General features: G+C 57.9%; 4 protein-coding genes and 1 pseudogene. 1 reads left to right on the top strand and 4 read right to left on the bottom strand.

Annotated features, from left to right (window positions below):
* Positions 1-170: pseudogene (locus RTY00_RS20210) on the top strand (YbaK/EbsC family protein); the annotation flags it as partial.
* On the opposite strand, the gene RTY00_RS20215 reads toward RTY00_RS20210, so the two are convergent.
* The 4 genes from RTY00_RS20215 to RTY00_RS20230 all read right to left on the bottom strand — a co-directional run.
* On the bottom strand, positions 167-1,387 hold the full coding sequence (locus RTY00_RS20215; protein ID WP_008107723.1) for an MFS transporter: 1,221 nt from the start codon (positions 1,385-1,387) through the stop codon (positions 167-169). The pseudogene RTY00_RS20210 and the gene RTY00_RS20215 overlap by 4 nt on opposite strands.
* Before the next feature lie 255 nt (positions 1,388-1,642).
* Complete coding sequence (locus RTY00_RS20220; protein ID WP_312665824.1) at positions 1,643-2,626, bottom strand: nucleoside hydrolase; 984 nt, start codon at positions 2,624-2,626, stop codon at positions 1,643-1,645.
* A gap of 12 nt (positions 2,627-2,638) precedes the next feature.
* Positions 2,639-3,661, bottom strand: coding sequence for a LacI family DNA-binding transcriptional regulator (locus tag RTY00_RS20225; RefSeq protein ID WP_312665826.1), 1,023 nt, complete (start codon positions 3,659-3,661; stop codon positions 2,639-2,641).
* 75 nt (positions 3,662-3,736) lie between these two features.
* A partial coding sequence (locus RTY00_RS20230) for an MFS transporter (protein ID WP_312665828.1) occupies positions 3,737-4,661 on the bottom strand: 925 nt, incomplete at its 5' end.

The raw sequence follows: 4,661 nt of genomic DNA on the forward strand, positions 1-4,661 counted from the left end.
GTCCGTTCGGGCTGGAAAATCCACTGACCATTTATTGCGATGTGTCGCTGCGCAGCTTTGATGAAGTGCTGCCAGCAGCAGGATCGATTCATAGCGCGGTACGCATTTCGCCACAGCGCATGGCAGAACTCACTGCGGCGAAATGGGTTGACGTCTGCGAGGCGCTTTAACGCGACTCGCGCGCGGCAGCACCGGAGATTTCGATGCCGCGCGTCTCCCGACCAAACGCCACTAACACGCAAATCAGCACCGCCACCGTTCCGGCGACAATCGCCATCCCCAAACCATAATTGCCGCCGTGTGCCTCGGCAATACGCGACTGCACCGTCGCATTCACTGAGGCAATCAAATTCCCCAGCTGATAGACAAAGCCCGGCAGCACCGCGCGCGCGTTGGCGGGCACCAGTTCGGTGAGATAGGTCGGCACCACGCCCCACGCGCCCTGCACCATAAACTGCATCAGAAACGCGCCGATACCGATCATCCATGAACCGCTGGAGAAGGCCCACAGCGGCAGCACCGGCAGCGCGAGGAACGATGCCAGAATAATCGCGCGCTTACGGCCAATCCGCTCGGAGAGTGCTCCAAAGGTGATGCCGCCCAGCATCGCCGCGATGTTGTAGCTAATAGCAATGATGCTGACAGTGTGCGGATCAAACTGATGCTGCACTTTCAGGAAGGTGGGATAGAGATCCTGCGTACCGTGGCTAAAGAAGTTAAAGCAGGCCATCAGCAGCACCATATAGATACAGATCTTCCAGTGCTGGCGGATAATCGGCAGCAGCGCATTGCTCTCTTTACGCTCGCGCGCCGCCAGCCACACCGGCGATTCCGGCACTTTGAAGTAGATAAACGGCAGCAGCAGAATCGGCAACGCGCCAATCAGGAACATGCCGCGCCAACCGACCGTTTCGAAGAACAAACCAAAAATCACTGACGCCAGCAGATAGCCGCATGGATAACCGGCCTGGAAGATGCCAGACATCAAGCCGCGCGAGCGATCTGGAATGGTTTCCAGCGCCAGCGACGACGCCACGCCCCAAATGCCGCCCATCGCCACACCGTAAATCACGCGGAAACCGAGGAACGCCGTGAAGGTGGGCGACCACGCCGACAGCAACTCAAACGCCGAGAACATCACGATATTGAGCATCAAAATCGGTCGGCGGCCATACTTCTCCGCCAGCCGACCAAACAGCAGCGCGCCGATCGGTCGCACGGCGAGCGTGAGCATGATGGCGAGGGAAACATCGGAGACGCTGGTATGGAAATACTGGGCAAGATCGCTGAGGACAAACACTAAGATAAAGAAGTCGAACGCATCCAGCGTCCAGCTCGCGAAACTGGCAAAAGCCACGTTGCGCTGGGTCGCAGTCCAGTTGAACATGTTGTTATCCTGTCTGATTAGCTTCCGGATCGTTGGCCGGATTTATTGTAGAAGTTACCGCGCGAATAATTTCACGAGTTACTATTATGTTAACCATTTGTATATAGCATGTCAGAAAGGCGGGCTGGGACGGGAATTGTCAGCGAGTGATTCGCGGTGTAAAAAAGCGTGTCATGTTGAAGAGGAAGGTCGTCATAAATGGCGACCTTACGGCGATTTTGTAGGGTGCGCATTTATGCGCACCTGGAAAACGGTTCAGCGTTTCAGCTGATTAAACGCCTTTTCGATCATCTCCAGCAGCAGCGCGTTATTGACGGTTTGAATCACATGCACCAATGCGCCGGTCTGCGGCGGCACGCCGATATCCAAACGCAGCGGCGTGCGATAACGCCAGCTTTTGCCACGCGTGGCGCCGGGACGCAGCTCAATATCCACATGGTAATCCACGCCGTCGGCGACTCGCTGATTCAGCAACCACGCCACCACCAGCGCATCATGAATCCAGCAGCCGGGCAAATGGCGGGTGCGAATCGAATAATCGATCCACGGACGTAGCGTCTCGCGCACAAACTGTGGCAACGGATGATCGTTGGCGGTAAGCCGCGTGAGATCCTGCTGCGTCATCAAGGTTTGCGTGGTGGCATCCATCGGTACCAGCGTGATGGTCGCGCCGCTGTGCAGTACCTGATGCGCCGCTTCCGGATCGAGGCCAAAATTGGTGTCTTTGATGTAATCATCCAGCGCAAACACGCCGCCCATAATCACAATCTCTGCCACCGATTCTGCCATTTGCGGATAACGCTGCAGCGCCAGCGCCACGTTGGTCAGCGGACCGATCGCCACCAGCGTAAACTCGCCGGGATTGTCACAAATCAGTTGGCCCATTACGCCAGCCGCGTCATGCCCATCCGCCGGAATGCGCTGCGGCTGACGCACGCCGCGCCACAGTTCACCGAGCTTTTCATCGGCAACGTGGTCAAGACGCGCACGCCATGGCGCAGGATCTTCGCGCAGTGCCTGCAACGCGCCCTGCACCACCGGAATGTTGCGTCCCAATCGCTGCAGCAGATCTTTGGCTACCTGCGCACCGACCGCGCTCAGCGTGTTGCCGGTGACGGTGGTAATCAGTTCCAGCGACAGCGACTTCGAAGCCAATGCTAACGCCAGCGCAAGGCCGTCGTCGGTGTTGGCGCCCGCTATACCGTTTCCCGGATCACAATCGATAATCAATCTTTTCATAGTGTTATAGTTTTATTGTTGTTGAGTAAGCTGGCAGCCACAGGACTCACCGATTTCTAAATGGTGAGGGAATTCCGCCAGCTTGGCGTCGCCATCCCAATTTTTGAGCATGGCAATCGCACTGCGCGCCATATCGCGCAACGGCTGACGGACGGTGGTGAGCGTCGGCACATGAAACGCCGACTGATCGGTACCGTTAAAACACACCAGCGCGACATCCTGCGGCACGCGCAGTCCATGCTCCGACAGCGCCCGAATGCAGCCAATCGCCTGGCCTTCATTACTGGTAAACAGCGCGCGCGGCACACGACCGCTGGCCACCATGCGCTGCGCGGCGTCGTAACCGCCCTGCCGCGTGTAGCTGGCCGGGAAAATCATCGCCTCATCCGCCAGCAATCCTTTCTGCGCCAGCGCATCGCGCCAGCCCTGAATACGATCCTGCGCGTTAAGCATGTCTAGCGGACCGCTGATCATGCCTACCTGCTGATAACCGTGGCTGAGCAGATGCGACGTTACCTGACACGCCGCTTCACGCTCATTAACGCGCAGCATGCTGACGCCCGGACGCGGCTCAATGCGATCCAGCATCACCAGCGGCGTACCGCTGGCCTGAATCACATCAATGTAGGGATGGCGATCGACGCTATTGTAAAACAGGCCATCAACCTGACGATTTAACAGGCCCTGAATAATCTCCAGCTCGCGTTTGCGATCGTCACCGGCATCACCCAGCAGCATGACGTGGCCGTGATTCATCGACTCTTGCAACAGCATGTGCGCCATCGAAGCAACAAAGGGATTACCGATGTTCGGCACCACTAAACCAAAGGTTTTAGTGCTGCCCGAAGCCAGCGCGCGCGCCACGGCATTGGGGCGATAGCCGGTCTGCTTGATCGCCTCCAGCACGCGCTGACGCGTGGCTTCTGCCACCGGTCGCGGGCCGTTATTGATCACATAACTGACCACCGCCACCGAGGTACCGGCGATTTTTGCCACGTCCGTGCGCGTTACGTTTCCGGTTGGAGATTTCGCCATTCCTTTGCCCCTGCGTAAATGCCATTGACCGGAATCTCCGGCCAATGGTGATGATGGTTTACGCGATCCTGCTGGTCAGATGGCATCTTCCGGCAGATTGAGATCGCGTCCGCGCGTTTCCGGCGCCACGAAAGTGGTGAGAAAACCGATGCTGGCCATCGCCGTGAAGTAAACCGCAATCGGCCACCAGTGTCCGGTAAACGACAGCAGCGCCGCCGCCACTAATGGCGCGGTACCTCCTGAAAGGATAGACCCCAGCTCTTTCGCTACCGCCATCTTGGTGTAACGACGCTTCACGCCAAACATCTCGACGCCCCACGCCGCCTGCACGCCGAAAATACCCAGCGATGCCAGCGCCATACCGACCACAATTACCGCCATCACAATCGCCGGATCGCGGCTGTCCATAAGGCTAAAGGCAGGCCAGGCGTAGAACATCAGCAATAAGCAGAAGCAGCGATAGGTAATGCGGCGACCAAAGCGATCCGACAGCCAGCCGGCAAACGGAATGATCAGGAAACCAAGTAAAGAGGCGATGAACACCGCTGTGGTGGGCACCGATTTGTCGAGCATCAGCACTTTGGCGACGTATCCGACAATGAAGCCCTGCGCCAGATAAGAAGGGCCGTTTTCGCCGATACGTAAACCGACCATGGTCCAGAAAGCGCGGGTGCGGCGCCAGAAGCTGCGCGTATCCACTTCTTCTTTCGCCTGCGCCAGCGTGGCGTTACGTTCGGCCTGCAATTCCGCCTGCTGGCGTTCAAACACCGGCGTTTCACGTAGGTTGCGACGAATCCACAACGCCACCACCGCAATCAGCGCGCTGCTGAGGAACGGAATACGCCAGCCCCACGCCAGCAAACTCTCTTTGTCCATCTGGATCACTGCCAGCCAGACCAGCGACGCAATCAGCGTGCCGCTGTTTGAGCCCAGCGCAATCACCGACGACACCAACCCACGACGTTCAACCGGTGCATATTCGCCCAGCATCACCGTACCG

This window comes from Pantoea sp. CTOTU49201, from assembly GCF_032054795.1.
GTDB classification, from domain to species: domain Bacteria; phylum Pseudomonadota; class Gammaproteobacteria; order Enterobacterales; family Enterobacteriaceae; genus Pantoea; species Pantoea symbiotica.

Coding starts and splice junctions, on each gene's coding strand:
- RTY00_RS20215 (WP_008107723.1), bottom strand. CDS start 1,387: ATGTTCAACTGGACTGCGACCCAGCGCAACGTGGCTTTTGCCAGTTTC.
- RTY00_RS20220 (WP_312665824.1), bottom strand. CDS start 2,626: ATGAAAAGATTGATTATCGATTGTGATCCGGGAAACGGTATAGCGGGC.
- RTY00_RS20225 (WP_312665826.1), bottom strand. CDS start 3,661: ATGGCGAAATCTCCAACCGGAAACGTAACGCGCACGGACGTGGCAAAA.